Genomic DNA, 17,113 nt, shown 5'->3' with positions numbered 1-17,113 from the left:
TGTCGATCATCGCCGCACATCTTGTCAATGAACGAACGGATCCTTACAGTCCACCGACAAGTGGAGCGTGGAAGCGCTCCCAACCCCCCACGTTCATCCAAGCAATGGAGCTGCGATGACCTCCACACCGCGCATGCCGAGCCGTAGACGCATACTCGGCGCAGGCCTGGCCGTACCGCCCGCACTCATCCTGGGTGCGCAGACCGCACGCGCCGCTTCCTGGGGCAGTCCGGTGACTGTCAACTCCTGGAACAAGATCAACGCCAGGTGGACGCCCAACAACGAGCTGGAGACGTATCGGCCGGACTGCGTCTGGTACGAGGGCAACACGCTGGTGATCAAGGCGTACAACGCCGGAGGCGGGGTCTACTACTCGGGCCGCGTGGAGTCGACGGCGCAGTACGGATACGGCACGTACAGCTTCACCGCGAACATGCCCAACGGGCGGGGCCTGCTGCCGGCGGTCTGGGCGGCGGCCCTCAACCCCTGGCTCCCGGAGTTCGACGCCGCGGAGATCGTGGGACAGAACCCCAATGTCGTCTACCAGACGTCCCACGACATGAACAACAACCAGCAGCAGTTCTCGAAGACGAACTCGTCGGGCTGGACGAACGCGTACCACCGGTACTCGTTCAGTTGGTTCCCGGACCACATCGACTACGCCGTGGACGGCGTCACCACGGGCACCACCTGGTACCGGACCCCGGCCGGGACGAGCCTGCGCTTCATCGTCAACCTCGCGGTCGGCGGTGACTGGCCCGGCAACCCGGACTCCTCCACCTGGGCCACCTCCGACGGCGCCCGCTACCTCAAGGTCTCCTCCATCACCCACACGCCGTACTTCCCCTGAGGTGACCCGCGGGTGACAGCCCCGGCCCCGGTCGACAGGCCCGGGCTGTCACACCCGCCCGGTACCGTCGGATCATGTCGAAGCAGACGGGGAACTCCACGGGGGAACGGCATTTGGCCGTCCTCGAAGGCGTCCTGGAGCGGATCACGTACGCCAACGAGGAGAACGGCTACACGGTCGCCCGCGTCGACACCGGGCGCGGCGCCGGTGACCTCCTCACGGTCGTGGGCGCGCTGCTCGGCGCCCAGGCCGGCGAGTCGCTGCGTATGGAGGGCCGTTGGGGCTCGCATCAGCAGTACGGCAAGCAGTTCACCGTCGAGAACTACACGACCGTCCTGCCCGCCACCATCCAGGGCATCCGCCGCTATCTCGGCTCGGGACTGGTCAAGGGCATCGGCCCGGTCTTCGCCGACCGGATCACCCAGCACTTCGGCCTGGACACCCTCCGGATCATCGAGGAGGAGCCCAAGCGGCTCATCGAGGTGCCGGGCCTCGGCCCCAAGCGCACCGCGAAGATCGCCGACGCCTGGGAGGAGCAGAAGGCGATCAAGGAGGTCATGCTCTTCCTGCAGAGCGTGGAGGTCTCCACGTCCATCGCCGTGCGCATCTACAAGAAGTACGGCGACGCCTCGATCTCGGTCGTCAAGAACCAGCCCTACCGCCTCGCCTCCGACGTCTGGGGCATCGGCTTCCTCACCGCCGACAAGATCGCCCAGTCCGTCGGCATCCCGCACGACAGCCCCGAGCGCGTCAAGGCGGGCCTCCAGTATGCCCTTTCGCAGGCCACCGACCAGGGCAACTGCTACCTCCCCGAGGAACGGCTGATCGCGGACGCGGTGAAGCTCCTCCAGGTCGACACGGGCCTCGTCATCGAGTGCCTTGCCGAACTCGCGGCCCCCCCGGAGGAAGGGGAGGACCCTGGTGTCGTCCGGGAGAAGGTCCCCGGCCCCGACGGAGACTCGGAACCCGTGACAGCGGTCTACCTGGTCCCCTTCCACCGCGCCGAACTCTCCCTCTCCGCCCAGCTGTTGCGCCTGCTGCGCACCGGTGAGGACCGGATGCCCGCCTTCCACGACGTGGCCTGGGACAAGGCGCTGAGCTGGCTCCAGGGGCGTACGGGGGCTGATCTCGCCCCCGAGCAGGAAGCTGCCGTCCGGCTCGCGCTGACGGAGAAGGTCGCCGTCCTCACCGGCGGACCCGGCTGCGGCAAGTCCTTCACGGTCCGCTCCATCGTGGAGCTGGCCCGCGCCAAGAAGGCCAAGGTCGTCCTCGCCGCCCCGACGGGCCGCGCCGCCAAACGCCTCGCCGAACTCACCGGCGCTGAGGCCTCCACCGTCCACCGTCTCCTCGAACTGAAACCCGGCGGTGACGCGGCCTACGACAGGGACCGTCCCCTGGACGCCGACCTGGTGGTGGTGGACGAGGCCTCGATGCTGGACCTGCTGCTCGCCAACAAACTGGCGAAGGCGGTCGCGCCGGGCGCGCATCTGCTGTTCGTCGGGGACGTGGACCAACTCCCCAGCGTCGGCGCCGGGGAGGTCCTGCGGGACCTGCTCGCCGACGGCAGCCCGGTCCCCGCCGTCCGGCTCACCAAGGTCTTCCGACAGGCCCAGCAGTCGGGCGTCGTGACGAACGCGCACCGGATCAACGCAGGGCAGCATCCGGTCACCGACGGCATGAAGGACTTCTTCCTCTTCGTCGAGGACGACACGGAGGAGGCCGGCCGGCTCACCGTCGATGTGGCCGCACGGCGAATTCCGGCCAAGTTCGGCCTGGATCCCCGGCGGGACGTCCAGGTGCTCGCCCCGATGCACCGGGGCCCGGCGGGCGCCGGAAACCTCAACGGGCTGCTCCAGCAGGCGATCACACCGGGGCGCCCGGACCTCCCCGAGAAGCGGTTCGGCGGCCGGGTCTTCCGGATCGGCGACAAGGTCACGCAGATCCGCAACAACTACGACAAGGGCGAGAACGGCGTCTTCAACGGCACCGTCGGCGTCGTCACCTCCCTCGACGAGGTGGAACAGCGCCTCACCGTGTTGACGGACGAGGACGAGGAAGTGCCGTACGACTTCGATGAGCTGGACGAACTCGCCCACGCGTACGCGGTGACCATCCACCGCTCCCAGGGCAGCGAGTACCCGGCGGTGGTCATCCCGGTCACCACGGGCGCGTGGATGATGCTCCAGCGCAACCTCTTGTATACGGCCGTCACCCGGGCGAAGAAGCTGGTCGTCCTGGTCGGTTCACGCAAGGCGATCGGCCAGGCGGTGCGCACGGTGTCGGCAGGTCGGCGCTGCACGGCACTGGATCACAGACTGCGGTCGTGACCGGCGCGACCGTGGTGACCTCGCGGCGCCGGCAGAAAAATGATCGATCAAATGAGTCACAAAGCTCACAGGGCACTTCCGGAACCAGGGCGAAGGGGGGCAGGATGAGTAGCTTGGCGGCACTCAGTGCCGCCAATAGGCCCAATGGTCGACCCCGAGTGCACTCTCCTGCGCCAAATGGGGGATGGTAGAGACAGTCAGGGCACCTCGAAGAAGAGGCACAACGTCGGTGAGGGATGACGTGAGCGAGCACACCAACAACGCTGTAGTACTGCGGTTCGGCGACGGCGAGTACACCTACCCGGTGATCGACAGCACCGTCGGCGACAAGGGCTTCGACATCGGGAAGCTCCGCGCTCAGACCGGTCTCGTAACTCTGGACAGCGGCTACGGCAACACCGCCGCCTATAAATCCGCGGTCACCTACCTCGACGGCGAGCAGGGCATCCTTCGGTACCGCGGGTACCCGATCGAGCAGCTCGCCGAGCGCTCCACCTTCCTCGAGGTGGCGTTCCTGCTGATCAACGGCGAGCTTCCGACCGTGGACGAGCTCTCCGTCTTCAAGAACGAGATCACGCAGCACACCCTGCTGCACGAGGACGTCAAGAACTTCTACCGTGGCTTCCCGCGCGACGCGCACCCGATGGCGATGCTGTCGTCGGTCGTCTCCGCGCTGTCGACCTTCTACCAGGACAGCCACAACCCGTTCGACGAGAACCAGCGCAACCTCTCGACGATCCGGCTGCTCGCCAAGCTTCCGACCATCGCCGCGTACGCGTACAAGAAGTCGATCGGTCACCCGTTCGTCTACCCGCGCAACGACCTCGGTTACGTCGAGAACTTCCTCCGTATGACGTTCTCGGTGCCGGCGCAGGAGTACGACCTCGACCCGGTCGTCGTCTCCGCCCTCGACAAGCTGCTGATTCTGCACGCCGACCACGAGCAGAACTGTTCGACGTCGACGGTCCGTCTGGTCGGCTCCTCGCAGGCCAACATGTTCGCGTCGATCTCGGCCGGTATCTCCGCGCTCTGGGGCCCGCTGCACGGCGGCGCCAACCAGTCCGTGCTGGAGATGCTGGAGGGCATCAAGGCGAACGGCGGCGACGTCGACTCCTTCATCCGCAAGGTGAAGAACAAGGAGGACGGCGTCCGCCTGATGGGCTTCGGCCACCGGGTGTACAAGTCCTTCGACCCGCGCGCGAAGATCATCAAGGCTGCCGCGCACGACGTCCTCTCGGCCCTCGGCAAGTCCGACGAGCTGCTGGACATCGCGCTGAAGCTGGAGGAGCACGCGCTCTCCGACGACTACTTCGTCTCGCGCAACCTCTACCCGAACGTCGACTTCTACACCGGCCTCATCTACCGCGCGATGGGCTTCCCGACCGAGATGTTCACGGTCCTGTTCGCCCTCGGCCGCCTGCCGGGCTGGATCGCCCAGTGGCACGAGATGATCAAGGAGCCGGGGTCGCGTATCGGCCGTCCGCGCCAGATCTACACGGGTGTGGTGGAGCGGGACTTCGTGCCGGTCGAGCAGCGCTAGGCGCTCCGCGCGGCGGGCGGGACTTTGGCTGCCGGTTCGTTGTGGCTTGTCGCGCAGTTCCCCGCGCCCCTTCGGGGGCGCGGGTGAGCCCGCGCCCGAACTCCGCGCGAGGGGTTCGTTAGGACGAAAAAGCGGAAGGCGCCCTGCCGACGGTCCCCCCACGGGCCGGCGTACAGGGCGCCTTCCCATGTCCCGGTGCGGATTCCCCCCACGGGATCCGGCCGGGCGTTTCGGAGGACAGCGCCTGAATTCGCTATCACTGGTGTGCAGGCCGCCGAGGCGGCCGTTGTGTTGAGCAAAACGAGCAAAACTCGTCGTACTCCTGCTGTGTGCGGTCTGCCGGGACGCGCACGCTGGGGTGGGCCGCTCAAGCTTCCCGGTGTACGTGTCCCGGCAACGCATCTCCGAGGACGTCCCCCAAGACATCCTCAGACGCCAGCCCGCGCCCCCCAAGACGCTGGTCTGACATCGCCAACTTAGACCTTCGAAGCCCTTCGATGGTTACGTTCACAGCAGTGTGATCTGCGTCTCTCGCATAAGCCTTTAGGTACGCCAGATCCCGGTTGTCGCGACCGGGACCCCAGCGTAAGGATGATGCGGGAGCCTTGTGAAGAGCTTATGTGAGGCTCGCGTCGGACTCCATAGGGACTATGACACCGACTTGTGCGTACTGGCGGTAACTTCGGCCGGTCAGGGCCCGATCTCAGCGGAAAGTGCGCAGTCGGAGGCTGTTGGTGACGACGAACACCGAGGAGAAGGCCATCGCGGCCCCCGCGATCATCGGATTCAGCAGTCCGGCCGCGGCCAGCGGCAGTGCGGCCACGTTGTAGCCGAAGGCCCACACCAGGTTGCCCTTGATGGTCGCGAGCGTCTTCCGGGACAGCCGGATGGCGTCGGCGGCCACGCGCAGGTCCCCGCGTACCAGTGTCAGATCGCTCGCCTCGATCGCCGCGTCCGTGCCGGTACCCATCGCCAGGCCCAGATCGGCGGTGGCCAGCGCCGCCGCGTCGTTCACGCCGTCGCCGACCATCGCGACGGTCCGCCCCTCGCGCTGGAGCCGCCGTACGGCGTCGACCTTCTCCTCGGGCAGGACGTCCGCGATCACCTGGTCGATCCCGACGGCCGCCGCCACCGAGTCCGCCACCGCCCGGTTGTCCCCGGTCAGCAGCACCGGAGTCAGCCCCAGTGCCCGCAGTTCGCGCACGGCCTCGGCGCTGGTCTCCTTGACCGCGTCGGCGACGGTGACGACACCGCGTGCCATCCCGTCCCAGGCGACCACGACGGCCGTACGTCCGCCGCTCTCGGCCTGGGCCTTCGCGTGGGCCAACTCCTGGGGGAGCGGCCCCGACAGCCCGTCCGTGAGCCGTCCGACGGCCACCTCGTGCCCGTCCACGCGCCCGCGTACGCCCCTCCCGGCCACGTTCTCGAAGGCCTCGGCCTCCGGGAGTGTCCCGACCCGCTCCACCGCCCCGGCGGCGACAGCTCGGGCGACCGGATGCTCGGAGGCGTGTTCGAGGGCGCCCGCGAGCCGCAGTACCTGCTTCTCGTCCTCGCCCTCGGCGACGTACACCTCCTGGAGGGTCATCCGGCCCGTGGTGACCGTGCCCGTCTTGTCCAGGACGATCGTGTCGACGCGGCGCGTGGACTCCAGGACCTCGGGGCCCTTGATGAGGATGCCGAGCTGCGCCCCGCGCCCGGTGCCGACCATCAGTGCGGTCGGGGTGGCCAGGCCCAGCGCACAGGGGCAGGCGATGATCAGGACGGCGACGGCGGCGGTGAAGGCGGCGACCGTGTCGCCCGTGACGCCGAGCCAGGCGCCGAACGTACCGAGCGCGATCAGCAGCACCACGGGCACGAAGATCCCGGAGATCCGGTCGGCGAGCCGCTGCACCTCGGCCTTGCCGTTCTGCGCGTCCTCCACCAGCCGGGCCATCCGCGCGAGCTGGGTGTCCGAGCCGACCCGGGTGGCCTCGACGACCAGCCGGCCCCCCGCGTTCACGGTCGCGCCCGTGACGGCGTCCCCGGCCCCCACGTCGACCGGCACGGACTCGCCGGTCAGCATCGACGCGTCGACCGCCGAGGCACCCTCGACGACGGTGCCGTCGGTGGCGATCTTCTCCCCGGGCCGTACGACGAACCGGTCCCCGATCGCCAACTCGCCGACGGGAACGCGCACTTCACGCCCTCCGCGCAGCACGGAGACGTCCTTGGCGCCCAGTTCCATGAGGGCCCGCAGTGCCGCACCCGAGCGGCGCTTGGCGCGGGCCTCCAGATAGCGCCCGAGGAGGATGAACGCGATGACCCCGGCGGCGACTTCGAGGTAGATCTCGGAGGTGTCGCCCGTACGGGAGGCGGTGAACGAGAAGCTTTCCCGTATCCCCATCCCCTCCATCCCCGGCATCGCGGGCCTGCCCGCGTCGCCCCAGAACAGGGCCCACAGGGACCAGCCGTACGCGGCGAGCGTGCCGACCGACACCAGGGTGTCCATGGTGGCCGCGCCGTGCCGGGCGTTGGTGAACGCGGCCCGGTGGAACGGCAGTCCGCCCCAGACGACGACCGGGGAGGCGAGCGTCAGCGCGAGCCATCGCCAGTTGTCGAACTGGAGCGCGGGAACCATGGACATCAGGACGACGGGCGCGGCGAGCAGCACGGAGACGACGAGCCGCTGCCGCAGACCGGCCAGTTCGGGGTCGGCGTCCCGCTCGGTGGCGGGTGCCTCCGTCACAGCCGGCGGAGGCGGCTCCTCGGCCGTGTACCCCGTCTTCACGACGGTGGCGATCAGGTCGTCGACCGCCACGCCGTCGGCGTACGCGACCTTCGCCTTCTCCGTCGCGTAGTTGACCGTGGCGAGGACGCCGTCCATCCGGTTGAGCTTCTTCTCGACGCGGGACGCGCAGCTGGCACACGTCATCCCGCCGATGGTCAGCTCGACCTCGTGGGGCGTGACTATCGGGGTCTCGGTGCTGGTACTGATACCGGTGCTGGTCATGGTCGCCGCGTCCCTGTGGTCAGGCCCGGCCGGCCAGCTCGAAGCCCGCTTCGTCGACCGCGGCGCGCACGGCGGCCTCGTCGAGCGGGGCCTCGGAGACCACCGTGACCACGCCGGTGGCGGCGACGGCCTGCACCGAGGTGACGCCTGTGAGCTCGGAGATCTCAGCCGAGACCGAGCCCTCGCAGTGCCCGCAGCTCATGCCGGTCACCTGGTAGACGGCGGTGACGGAACCCGGGGTGTCGGTCTGCGCGGTCATGTCGTTGCTCCTCTTCGGATCTTCGAGGCGTCTGTCGTGGGGCGTCGCCGTGACGGACGAGCCCCGTGAGTCTCACCCTACTATACCCCTGGGGGGTACTTGACGGACGCTCGTGGCAAGATCTTCGGCACGCGCGGCTGTGGCCGCGGCTACGACGGTGAGGGCGAGGGCGTATGCGTGCGGTGGTGTTCGAGCGGTACGGGGAGCCGGCCGAGGTGCGAGAGGTGCCGGACCCCGTACCCGCGCCGCACGGCGTCGTGGTGCGCGTCGAGGCCACCGGGCTGTGCCGGAGCGACTGGCACGGCTGGATGGGCCACGACCCCGACATCGCCCTGCCGCACGTGCCCGGCCATGAACTCGCCGGTGTCGTCGAGGCGGTCGGCGCCCGGGTGACCGGCTGGCGGGCCGGGGACCGGGTGACGGTGCCCTTCGTCTGCGCCTGCGGGAACTGCCCGTCCTGCATGGCCGGTGACCAGCAGGTGTGCGAGCGGCAGACTCAGCCGGGGTTCACGCACTGGGGTTCGTTCGCGGAGTTCGTGGCGCTGGACCACGCCGACGTGAACCTCGTCGCCGTACCGGAGGGGATGTCCTTCGGGACGGCGGCCTCCCTGGGCTGCCGGTTCGCGACGGCGTACCGGGCGGTGGTCCAGCAGGGGCGGGTGGCGGCGGGGGAGTGGGTCGCGGTGCACGGGTGCGGCGGTGTCGGCCTGTCCGCCGTGATGATCGCGGCGGCCTCCGGTGCCCGGGTCGTCGCGGTCGACGTGTCCCCCGGAGCACTGGAACTGGCGCGGAAGTTCGGCGCGGCGGGGTGCGTGAACGCGGCCACGACCGACGACACGGCAGCGGCCGTACGTGAACTGACGGGCGGCGGCGCCCAGTTGTCGCTGGACGCGCTCGGCTCACCGGTCACCTGCGCGGCCTCGGTGAACGGCCTGCGCCGCCGGGGCCGGCACGTCCAGGTCGGCCTGCTCCCGTCGTCCACCGGTTCGACACCCGTCCCGATGGCCCGCGTCATCGCCCTGGAACTCGAACTCCTGGGCAGCCACGGCATGGCCGCCCACACCTACCCGCCGATGCTCGAACTCGTCCGGGCGGGCATCCTCCGACCGGACCTGCTGGTCACGTCCACCATCCCGCTGACGGAGTCGCCGCCCGCGCTGGCGGCGATGGGGGCGGCGCCGGGGGCGGGCGTGACCGTCATCGAACCGTGGCGCTGATCCCGGCGAGGTCGGGATACCCCTGGTGGGCGGCCCATTCGGGGGCGAGGACGGACATGCGTAGGGCATCGATCCATTCGCCCGCGTGCAGCAGGGTCTGGCGTTCGACGCCCTCGGCCACGAAGCCGGCCTTCTCGTAGGCGCGGCGCGCCCGGGGGTTGAAGGCGAAGACGTGCAACGACACGCGGTGCAGGCCCAGTTGCTCGAAGGCGTGCCCGACGATCAGCCGGACGGCCTCGGTGCCGAGACCCCGGTCGCGGCCACCCGGGCCGATCAGGATGCGGAAGCTGCAGTTCTGGTTGTCCTCGTCCCACTCGTTCAGGACCGCCTCGCCGACGAGTTCCCCGCTCGCCCGGTCCACTATGCCCAGATCGAGCCGGTCGGCCTGGGCGCTGCGGGTGGTGTACCAGGAGCGCAGCCGGTCCGGGTCGAGGGGTTCGGCGGGGCTGCCGGTGAGCCTGATCACCTCGGGATCGGCCAGGATCCCGGCCATCACGGGGACGTCGTCCTCGGTGAACGGCCGCAGCACGGCCCTCTCGCCGGTGAGGACGGGTTTGTGGGAGAAGTCGACAGGGTTGTTCATGTGGCGCACTGTGCCCCACCCGCGAGCGGGGCACAGGTGAATATCTGGTCGGGCGTCGCTAGTCGTCTCTCCGGCCGCGGTTGCCCGGTCGGGCCGCGACCCACGCTCGTACGGTGTCGGCGTACCAGTAGGGCTTACCGCTCTCCACGTGGTCGGGCGCGGGCAGCAGACCGTGTTTGCGGTACGACCGCACGGTGTCCGGCTGGACACGGATGTGTGCGGCGATCTCTTTGTACGACCAGAGCCGTCGGTCGGTCATCGGTGCACCTCCCTGCGCGTGCGCCACGGGGCCGGCCAGGGTGGGCCGTCGGGGGAGCCGGACGCTGCGCTTGGCGATCACAAAGCCATTGCCCGTTGAACGACCTCTGTGACCCTGGGTCGGTGTCTGTTGACACGGTGTGACGCAGAACCCGCGTACGTTCGACATGCGTGACAGAAAGGTGGCTTTTGTGACACAAGTGACGCAGAGGCGTACGCCCGCACATCGGAGTGGCAACTTGCCCTGAGGGGCGCACGCCGATAGGCGGCGCCCCCCAGGGGCGCGGGGAACGGCGCGACAAGCCCCCACCGGGCCGCGGGCAGAACAACCGCTCAGCCGGCGGAGCTACGCCCCGCAGGAGCGGAGGAACGCCCGGGTCCGCTGCGCGATCGGCAGCGGCTTGTCCGGCTCGCACGGGTACATGTCCTGCTCGACGATCGCGAACAGATCCACGTCCAGCTTCTGGGCGGCGGCCAGGACCGGCCCCAACTCCGGTACACCGGCCGGGGGTTCGCACATGACACCGCGTGCCACCGCCGGGCCGAACGGAACCTCGTTCGCCTTGACGTCCGCCAGGATCTCGGGGTCGACCTGCTTGAGGTGCAGGTAGCCGATCCGCTCGCCGTAGGTCTCGATCAGCTTGACGCTGTCACCGCCGCAGTAGGCGTAGTGGCCCGTGTCCAGGCAGAGCGAGACGAGCGAGGAGTCGGTGCCGTCGAGGAAGCGTGTGACGTTCACCTCGCTGTCGATGTGCGTGTCGGCGTGCGGGTGGACGACGATCTGGAGGCCGTACCGCTCCCGCACCTCGTGGCCGAGGCGCTCGGTCAGTGTGGTCAGGTTGCGCCACTGCTCGGGCGTCAGGGTGTCGGACTCCAGCACCACACCGGTCTTGTCGTCCCGCCAGAAGGACGGGATGACCACCAGATGGGACGCGCCCATGGCCTGGGCCAGCACCGCGTTGTCCGCGACATGCGCCCAGGTCTTCTCCCAGACGGATTCGCCGTGGTGAAGCCCGGTGAAGACGGTGCCCGCGGACACCTTCAGGCCGCGCTTGGTGGTCTCCTCGGTGAGGACGGCCGGGTCGGTCGGCAGGTACCCGTAGGGGCCCAGCTCGATCCACTCGTAGCCCGACTGCGAGACCTCGTCGAGGAAGCGCTGCCAGGGAACCTGCTTGGGGTCGTCCGGGAACCACACGCCCCAGGAGTCGGGCGCCGACCCGACTCGGATGCGTGACAGCGGGGACCCTGACTGGGAGGAAGCGGAGGAAGGGGACGACGTAGTCATGAGCGTCAGCTTCAGCTCACGCCGGGACGCGTGTCAAGGTCTGGTCCGAATGTCCGGACAAACTATTGACAGGGCTCCGTGAGGCGGGCTAGACCTGAGGGCGAGCCGCTGTGCGAGTCGTCGTGCGAGCCGCGTGAGCCGAAGAAAAGCGAAGGGAACTCGATGGCGTACGACCTGATCACCATGGGGCGGATCGGAGTGGACCTCTATCCACTGCAGACCGGTGTGCCACTCGCCCAGGTGACCACCTTCGGAAAGTTCCTCGGCGGCTCGGCGACCAACGTCGCGGTCGCCGCGTCCCGCCTCGGGCACAGCACCGCGGTGATCACGCGGACCGGCGACGACGCCTTCGGGCGCTATCTGCACGACGCCCTGCGCGACTTCGGCGTCGACGACCGCTGGGTCACCTCGGTGCCCGGCCTCAACACCCCGGTCACCTTCTGCGAGGTGTTCCCGCCGGACGACTTCCCGCTGTACTTCTACCGGCAGCCCAAGGCGCCGGATCTTGAGATCGACGCCCACGAGCTGGACCTGGGCGCGGTCCGCGAGGCGGGCATCTTCTGGATCACGGGCACCGGCCTGAGCGAGGAGCCGAGCCGCACGGCGACTCTGGCCGCCCTCGCCCACCGCGCCAAGTCCGGTACGACGGTCTTCGACCTCGACTGGCGCCCCATGTTCTGGAAGGACCCCGCGTCGGCGCGCCCCTTCTACACCGAGGCCCTGCGCCACACCACCGTCGCCGTCGGCAACCTCGACGAGGTGGAGGTGGCGACCGGCGTACGCGAGCCGCACGCCGCCGCCCGCGCCCTTCTGGACGCCGGAGTCGAACTGGCGGTCGTCAAGCAGGGCCCGAAGGGCGTCCTCGCCGTCAACAGCAAGGGCGAGACGGCCGAGGTGCCCCCGCTCCCCGTGAACGTCCTCAACGGCCTCGGCGCCGGTGACGCCTTCGGCGGCTCCCTCTGCCACGGCCTCCTCGAAGGCTGGGACCTGGAGCGCATCATGCGGCACGCCAACGCGGCCGGCGCGATCGTCGCCTCCCGCCTGGAGTGCTCGTCGGCGATGCCCACCCCGGCCGAGGTCGAGGCGGCACTCGCGGCAGGAGCGGTGCGATGACCTCTGTGACCTCCGCCGCCCTGACCGGCGACGCCGCCAGACCCGTCGCCCCCCTCGCCCCCGTCGACATCTCCGCCCTCGCCGCCACCCGCGCGCGGCACCCCGAGGCGGTCGCGGAAGCCGCCGCCCGCCGTACCCGGCGGCCCCTCCTCGGGGACTCCGGCCGGCTGATGATCGTCGCCGCCGACCACCCCGCCCGGGGCGCCCTCGGCGTCGGCAACCGCAAGCTGGCCATGGCCAACCGGGCCGACCTGCTCGAACGGCTGTGCCTCGCCCTCTCCCGTCCCGGTGTCGACGGCGTCCTCGCGACCGCCGACATCCTGGACGACCTGCTCCTGCTCGGCGCCCTGGACGGCAAGGTCGTCATGGGGTCGATGAACCGCGGCGGCCTCTCCGGCGCCACCTTCGAACTCGACGACCGCTTCACCGGCCACCGCCCCGAGGACATGGCCCGCTTCGGCTTCGACGCCGGCAAGCTGCTCGTACGCATCGACTACGACGACCCGGGCTCCCTCACCACCCTGGAGTCCACGGCCCACGCCATCGACGCGATGGCCGAGCGGAAACTCCCGCTCTTCGTCGAGCCGTTCATCAGCAGGCGCGGCCCCGACGGCAAGCTCCGCAACGACCTCTCCGCCGAGGCCGTCACCAAGTCCATCGCCATCGCGTCCGGCCTGGGCGGCAGTTCGGCGTACACCTGGCTCAAGGTGCCCGTCACCGAGAACCCGGACGACATGGCCGAGGTCATGCAGACCTCCACCCTGCCCGCCGTACTGCTCGGCGGCGAGGTCGGCGACGACCAGGACGGCGCGTACGAGAAGTGGCGCGGCGCGCTCCAACTCCCCACCGTCCAGGGCCTCGTGGTCGGCCGCTCGCTGCTGTACCCGGCGGACGGCGATGTGTCCGCCGCCGTGGACACCGCCGTCGGGCTGCTGTGAGGCGTGCGATGACCGGGATGACAGAGACGACCGAGGGGTACGGCAGCTGTACCGTGCGGGCGGAGTACGGCACCGCTACGCACGACAAGATCCAACTCCTGGGCGGGGAAAGGGTGTTCGCGTCGGTCGCCGACCGCGCGCACGCACCCCGGGCCGCCCGGGCACTGATCGCCTCCGGCGCGGGAGGCCGCTTCGCCCTGGCAGGAGCGAAGTGTGGGCGACGACTCCCCGCTCGCTACGGCCCCGCGCCGGAGGTCCACTTGGCACACCCGCACACCACGGGGGAGCACCGATGACCCCGCCCACCACCGCACCCGGCTCCACGACGAGGCTCACGGTCGCGCAGGCGCTCGTCCGCTTCCTGGCCGCCCAGTACACCGAGCGGGACGGCGTCCGCCGCCGGCTGATCGAGGCCACCTGGGGCATCTTCGGCCACGGGAACGTCGCCGGCCTGGGCCAGGCGCTCGTCGAGTACGCCGACGACATGCCGTTCCACCAGGGTCGCAACGAACAGTCCATGGTGCACGCGGCAGTTGGTTATGCCCGTCAGTCCAACCGGCTCTCCGCGCACGCCGTGACGACGTCTATCGGCCCGGGCGCCACCAACCTCGTCACCGGCGCCGCGCTGGCCACGATCAACCACCTCCCGGTACTGCTCCTCCCCGGCGACACCTTCGCGACCCGCCCGGCGGACCCGGTCCTCCAGCAGCTCGAAGTCCCGTACGCCGGTGACGTGTCGGTCAACGACTGTCTGCGCCCGGTGTCCAGGTACTTCGACCGCGTCACGCGCCCCGAGGCGCTGATCCCGGCGGCGCTGCACGCGATGCGGGTCCTCACCGACCCCGTCGAGACGGGTGCCGTAACTCTCGCTCTCCCGCAGGACGTTCAGGCCGAGGCGTACGACTGGCCCGACGAGTTCTTCGCCGACCGCGTGTGGCACGTACGCCGCCCGGTGGCCGACCCCGACGAACTGACGGAGGCGGTACGGCTGATCCGTACCGCCCGCCGTCCCCTGATCGTCGCGGGCGGCGGAGTCCACCACAGCCGTGCGGAGGAGGCGCTGGCGGAGTTCGCCTCGGCGACCCGCATCCCCGTCGCCTCCACCCAGGCCGGCAAGGGCTCCCTGCGCCACGACCACCCCCAGGACGTGGGCGGCGTCGGCCACACCGGAACGGCGACGGCGGACGAACTCGCGCGCCTGGCAGACCTGGTGATAGGCGTCGGCACCCGTTACACGGACTTCACCACGGCCTCGCACACCCTCTTCGCGTCGCCGGACGTCCGCTTCCTGAACCTCAACATCGCCCCGTACGACGGCCACAAGCTGTCCGCCACCCCGCTGATCGCGGACGCCCGCAGCGCCCTGGAACAGCTGACGGAGGCACTGGCGCTCCACGAGCACGGGGTCACGGACGAGTACGCCCGCGAGTACACCGAGGACAAGGAACGCTGGGAACAGCGCGTCGACGCCGCCTACGAGGCCGACGAACCGGACGTACGCCCGACGCAGCCGCAGGTACTGGGCGCGCTGGACGAGATCGCCGACGAGTCGGACGTCCTCATCAACGCGGCCGGCTCGCTCCCCGGCGACCTGCACAAACTCTGGCGCGCGCGGTCGCAGGACCAGTACCACCTCGAATACGGCTATTCCTGCATGGGATACGAGATACCGGCCGCGATCGGTGTGAAACTGGCGGCGCCCGAGCGTCCCGTATGGGCGCTGGTGGGCGACGGCACGTACCTGATGATGCCGACGGAGATCGTGACAGCCGTACAGGAGGGGATCGCCATCAAGCTCCTCCTGATCCAGAACCACGGCTACGCGTCCATCGGCGGTCTGTCGGAGTCGGTGGGCGGCGAGCGCTTCGGCACCGCCTACCGCTACCAGGCGGACGACGGAACCTACACGGGCGCCCCCCTGCCCGTGGACCTGGCCGCCAACGTGGCGAGCCTGGGCATGCGCGTCCTGCGCGCGAAGACGGTACGGGAGCTGCGGGCGGCGCTCGCCGAGGCTCGTGCCGCCGACACTCCCACTTGTGTCTACGTCGAGACCCAAACGACAGACACAGTGTCGGGCGCGCCCCCGGCGCAGGCCTGGTGGGATGTTCCTGTGGCCGAGACCGCGACCCGCCCGTCAGCGGTCAAGGCACGTGAGCTGTACGAACGGCACGTCTCTACCCGACGCCGCCATCTGTGAAGGAGAACCTGGGCATGACGAAGATCGTCAACCACTGGATCGGCGGCAAGACCGTCGAAGGCGCGTCGGGCACGTACGGGCCGGTCACCGACCCCGCGACCGGCGCGGTCACCACGAACGTCGCCTTCGCGACCGTCGACGAGGTCGACGCCGCGGTCGCCGCGGCCAAGGACGCGTACGCGACCTGGGGCAAGGCGTCGCTCGCCAAGAGGAGCACCATCCTCTTCAAGTTCCGCGCGCTGCTGGACGCCAACCGCGACGCGATCGCCGAGCTGATCACGGCGGAGCACGGCAAGGTCCACTCCGACGCGCTCGGTGAGGTCGCCCGCGGCCTGGAGATCGTCGAACTCGCGTGCGGTATCACCGTGCAGCTGAAGGGCGAGCTGTCGACGGAGGTGGCGAGCCGTGTCGACGTCTCGTCGATCCGCCAGCCGCTGGGCGTCGTCGCCGGCATCACGCCGTTCAACTTCCCGGCCATGGTGCCGATGTGGATGTTCCCGATCGCCATCGCGTGCGGCAACACCTTCGTGCTGAAGCCGTCCGAGAAGGACCCGTCGGCGGCCATGAAGATCGCCGAACTGCTGGCCGAGGCCGGCCTGCCCGACGGTGTCTTCAACGTCGTCCACGGCGACAAGGTGGCGGTCGACCGCCTCCTGGAGCACCCGGACGTCAAGGCGGTGTCGTTCGTCGGTTCGACTCCCATCGCCCGCTACATCCACACCACGGCCTCGGCGAACGGCAAGCGCGTCCAGGCCCTGGGCGGCGCCAAGAACCACATGCTGGTCCTCCCGGACGCGGACCTGGACGCGGCGGCCGACGCCGCCGTCTCCGCCGCGTACGGCTCGGCGGGCGAGCGCTGTATGGCGATCTCGGCGGTCGTCGCGGTCGGCGCGATCGGCGACGAGCTGGTGGACAAGATCCGCGAGCGCGCCGAGAAGATCAAGATCGGCCCCGGCAACGACCCCACCTCCGAGATGGGCCCGCTCATCACGAAGGTCCACCGCGACAAGGTGGCCTCGTACGTCACGGGCGCGGCGGCCGAGGGTGCGGAGGTCGTCCTCGACGGCAGTGGCTTCACGGTCGACGGCTTCGAGGACGGCCACTGGATCGGCATCTCCCTCCTCGACAAGGTGCCGACGACGGCGAAGGCCTACCAGGACGAGATCTTCGGCCCGGTCCTGACGGTCCTGCGCGTCGACACGTACGAGGAGGGCCTGGCGCTGATCAACGCCTCCCCCTTCGGCAACGGCACCGCGATCTTCACCCGGGACGGCGGCGCGGCCCGCCGCTTCCAGCTGGAGGTCGAGGCCGGCATGGTCGGCGTCAACGTCCCGATCCCCGTCCCGGTGGGCTACCACTCGTTCGGCGGCTGGAAGGACTCCCTCTTCGGGGACCACCACATCTACGGCAACGACGGCACCCACTTCTACACCCGCGGCAAGGTCGTCACGACCCGCTGGCCGGACCCGGCCGACGGCCCGTCGGGCGTGGACCTCGGGTTCCCGCGCAACCACTGAGCAATCCGCAACTGTGCCCGCTGACCTGGACTTTTCAGGT

13 protein-coding genes and 1 pseudogene are annotated in these 17,113 nt (G+C 69.8%); 9 read left to right on the top strand and 5 right to left on the bottom strand.

Annotated elements, in window-relative coordinates; genetic code table 11:
• The first annotated feature begins 115 nt into the window (after positions 1–115).
• From OG241_RS20345 to OG241_RS20335, 3 genes are all read left to right on the top strand, one after another.
• Positions 116–850 (top strand): family 16 glycosylhydrolase, encoded by a 735-nt coding sequence (locus tag OG241_RS20345; protein ID WP_405816958.1) that lies wholly within the window; start codon positions 116–118, stop codon positions 848–850.
• Between the two features lie 74 nt (positions 851–924).
• A complete protein-coding gene (locus OG241_RS20340; RefSeq protein WP_405816957.1) occupies positions 925–3,177 on the top strand; it encodes an ATP-dependent RecD-like DNA helicase in 2,253 nt (750 codons plus the stop codon).
• A 241-nt stretch (positions 3,178–3,418) separates the two neighbouring features.
• A complete protein-coding gene (locus OG241_RS20335; protein WP_405816956.1) occupies positions 3,419–4,717 on the top strand; it encodes a citrate synthase in 1,299 nt (432 codons plus the stop codon).
• 703 nt (positions 4,718–5,420) lie between these two features.
• Here OG241_RS20335 and OG241_RS20330 read toward each other — a convergent pair.
• Both OG241_RS20330 and OG241_RS20325 read right to left on the bottom strand, forming a co-directional pair.
• Entirely contained in the window at positions 5,421–7,706 is a 2,286-nt protein-coding gene (locus OG241_RS20330; RefSeq protein WP_405816955.1) for a heavy metal translocating P-type ATPase, read from the bottom strand.
• A gap of 19 nt (positions 7,707–7,725) precedes the next feature.
• Entirely contained in the window at positions 7,726–7,965 is a 240-nt protein-coding gene (locus OG241_RS20325; protein ID WP_405816954.1) for a heavy-metal-associated domain-containing protein, read from the bottom strand.
• A gap of 173 nt (positions 7,966–8,138) precedes the next feature.
• On the opposite strand from OG241_RS20325, the gene OG241_RS20320 reads away from it, so the two are divergent.
• Positions 8,139–9,182, top strand: coding sequence for a zinc-dependent alcohol dehydrogenase family protein (locus tag OG241_RS20320; protein ID WP_405816953.1), 1,044 nt, complete (start codon positions 8,139–8,141; stop codon positions 9,180–9,182).
• Here OG241_RS20320 and OG241_RS20315 read toward each other — a convergent pair.
• From OG241_RS20315 to OG241_RS20305, 3 genes are all read right to left on the bottom strand, one after another.
• Positions 9,163–9,765: a GNAT family N-acetyltransferase gene (locus OG241_RS20315; protein WP_405816952.1), complete on the bottom strand. Its 603-nt coding sequence runs from the start codon at positions 9,763–9,765 to the stop codon at positions 9,163–9,165. The two genes, OG241_RS20320 and OG241_RS20315, sit on opposite strands and share 20 nt — an antisense overlap.
• A 58-nt stretch (positions 9,766–9,823) precedes the next feature.
• Positions 9,824–10,024, bottom strand: a complete 201-nt coding sequence (locus tag OG241_RS20310) for an AlpA family transcriptional regulator (protein WP_055525705.1) — start codon at positions 10,022–10,024, stop codon at positions 9,824–9,826.
• Positions 10,025–10,369: 345 nt separating this feature from the next.
• Positions 10,370–11,308, bottom strand: coding sequence for a sugar phosphate isomerase/epimerase family protein (locus OG241_RS20305; protein WP_405816951.1), 939 nt, complete (start codon positions 11,306–11,308; stop codon positions 10,370–10,372).
• 162 nt (positions 11,309–11,470) lie between these two features.
• Here OG241_RS20305 and iolC point away from each other — a divergent pair, with 162 nt between their 5' ends.
• From iolC to mmsA, 5 genes and pseudogenes are all read left to right on the top strand, one after another.
• Complete coding sequence (gene iolC, locus OG241_RS20300; RefSeq protein ID WP_405816950.1) at positions 11,471–12,421, top strand: 5-dehydro-2-deoxygluconokinase; 951 nt, start codon at positions 11,471–11,473, stop codon at positions 12,419–12,421.
• Entirely contained in the window at positions 12,418–13,359 is a 942-nt protein-coding gene (locus OG241_RS20295) for a deoxyribose-phosphate aldolase (RefSeq protein ID WP_405816949.1), read from the top strand. The genes iolC and OG241_RS20295 overlap by 4 nt, the downstream gene beginning before the upstream one ends.
• Positions 13,360–13,400: 41 nt before the next feature.
• A pseudogene (locus tag OG241_RS20290) lies at positions 13,401–13,616 on the top strand (5-deoxy-glucuronate isomerase); the annotation flags it as partial.
• A 35-nt stretch (positions 13,617–13,651) separates the two neighbouring features.
• On the top strand, positions 13,652–15,556 hold the full coding sequence (gene iolD / locus OG241_RS20285) for a 3D-(3,5/4)-trihydroxycyclohexane-1,2-dione acylhydrolase (decyclizing) (protein ID WP_405816948.1): 1,905 nt from the start codon (positions 13,652–13,654) through the stop codon (positions 15,554–15,556).
• A 14-nt stretch (positions 15,557–15,570) separates the two neighbouring features.
• On the top strand, positions 15,571–17,073 hold the full coding sequence (gene mmsA / locus OG241_RS20280; protein ID WP_405816947.1) for a CoA-acylating methylmalonate-semialdehyde dehydrogenase: 1,503 nt from the start codon (positions 15,571–15,573) through the stop codon (positions 17,071–17,073).
• Positions 17,074–17,113: the final 40 nt, after the last annotated feature.

This window comes from Streptomyces sp. NBC_01390, from assembly GCF_045040105.1.
Taxonomy (GTDB): Bacteria; Actinomycetota; Actinomycetes; order Streptomycetales; family Streptomycetaceae; genus Streptomyces.
The sequence above is the reverse complement of the archived record's forward strand: the minus strand, read 5'-3'. Positions and strand labels throughout refer to the sequence as shown.

What these genes read in the sequence shown, in the direction of transcription:
- OG241_RS20345 (WP_405816958.1), top strand. Translation starts at nt 116, where the DNA reads ATGACCTCCACACCGCGCATGCCGAGCCGTAGACGCATACTCGGCGCA.
- OG241_RS20340 (WP_405816957.1), top strand. Translation starts at nt 925, where the DNA reads ATGTCGAAGCAGACGGGGAACTCCACGGGGGAACGGCATTTGGCCGTC.
- OG241_RS20330 (WP_405816955.1), bottom strand. Translation starts at nt 7,706, where the DNA reads ATGACCAGCACCGGTATCAGTACCAGCACCGAGACCCCGATAGTCACG.
- OG241_RS20325 (WP_405816954.1), bottom strand. Translation starts at nt 7,965, where the DNA reads ATGACCGCGCAGACCGACACCCCGGGTTCCGTCACCGCCGTCTACCAG.
- OG241_RS20320 (WP_405816953.1), top strand. Translation starts at nt 8,139, where the DNA reads ATGCGTGCGGTGGTGTTCGAGCGGTACGGGGAGCCGGCCGAGGTGCGA.
- OG241_RS20315 (WP_405816952.1), bottom strand. Translation starts at nt 9,765, where the DNA reads ATGAACAACCCTGTCGACTTCTCCCACAAACCCGTCCTCACCGGCGAG.
- OG241_RS20310 (WP_055525705.1), bottom strand. Translation starts at nt 10,024, where the DNA reads ATGACCGACCGACGGCTCTGGTCGTACAAAGAGATCGCCGCACACATC.
- OG241_RS20305 (WP_405816951.1), bottom strand. Translation starts at nt 11,308, where the DNA reads ATGACTACGTCGTCCCCTTCCTCCGCTTCCTCCCAGTCAGGGTCCCCG.
- iolC (WP_405816950.1), top strand. Translation starts at nt 11,471, where the DNA reads ATGGCGTACGACCTGATCACCATGGGGCGGATCGGAGTGGACCTCTAT.
- OG241_RS20295 (WP_405816949.1), top strand. Translation starts at nt 12,418, where the DNA reads ATGACCTCTGTGACCTCCGCCGCCCTGACCGGCGACGCCGCCAGACCC.
- iolD (WP_405816948.1), top strand. Translation starts at nt 13,652, where the DNA reads ATGACCCCGCCCACCACCGCACCCGGCTCCACGACGAGGCTCACGGTC.
- mmsA (WP_405816947.1), top strand. Translation starts at nt 15,571, where the DNA reads ATGACGAAGATCGTCAACCACTGGATCGGCGGCAAGACCGTCGAAGGC.